General features: G+C 42.5%; 1 protein-coding gene and 1 pseudogene. One reads left to right on the top strand and one right to left on the bottom strand.

Annotated features, from left to right (window positions below; translation table 11 throughout):
* Nucleotides 1–119: pseudogene (locus tag JR005_RS14575) on the bottom strand (thiol:disulfide interchange protein DsbA/DsbL); the annotation flags it as partial.
* A gap of 199 nt (nucleotides 120–318) precedes the next feature.
* Between JR005_RS14575 and ubiG the strand changes: the two are divergent.
* Nucleotides 319–593, top strand: a 275-nt coding sequence (ubiG, locus tag JR005_RS14580; protein WP_228731754.1) for a bifunctional 2-polyprenyl-6-hydroxyphenol methylase/3-demethylubiquinol 3-O-methyltransferase UbiG, incomplete at its 3' end; no start/stop codon positions are given.

Raw genomic sequence — 593 nt, forward strand, 5'->3', positions numbered from 1 at the left:
ACTTTGCCCGGATTGGCAACCACGGAGTAATCTTTGCCTGCCACAAAGTCAGCAGCCATTGCAGTTCCAGAAACTGCCATCATTGCGGCACAAAGACCACCAAAAACAAACTTTTTCATTACGTGTTTTTTCCTCTAAATCATTCTGTTGAGTGTATGCCTTAAATATAGAACAAATATGCCAAATTCGTTTTGCTTGTGTGAAGATTTTTAGCATATCTTTGAGCAAGCAGATCACTTTTTTCAGATTTGTGGTTACACTAACCCTAGTAAACCAAACTTAACGATTGATGAAAACACAAATAAAAGAGGTGACACCATGTCGCAACTGAATGTTGATCCACAAGAAATTGCAAAATTTGAAGCACTCGCAGCCAAATGGTGGGATCAGCATTCCGAATTTCGTCCTTTACACCAGATTAATCCATTACGTTTGAACTGGATTGATGAACATACTGGTGGCATTGCAGGCAAGAAAGTGCTGGATGTCGGTTGTGGCGGTGGTATTTTGGCTGAAAGTATGGCGCGACGCGGCGCAAATGTACTCGGTATTGATATGGGTGAAGCACCGCTGAATGTCGCACGTTTGCACGC

Source organism: Acinetobacter sp. Colony158 (assembly GCF_019264745.1).
GTDB lineage: Bacteria > Pseudomonadota > Gammaproteobacteria > Pseudomonadales > Moraxellaceae > Acinetobacter > Acinetobacter ursingii.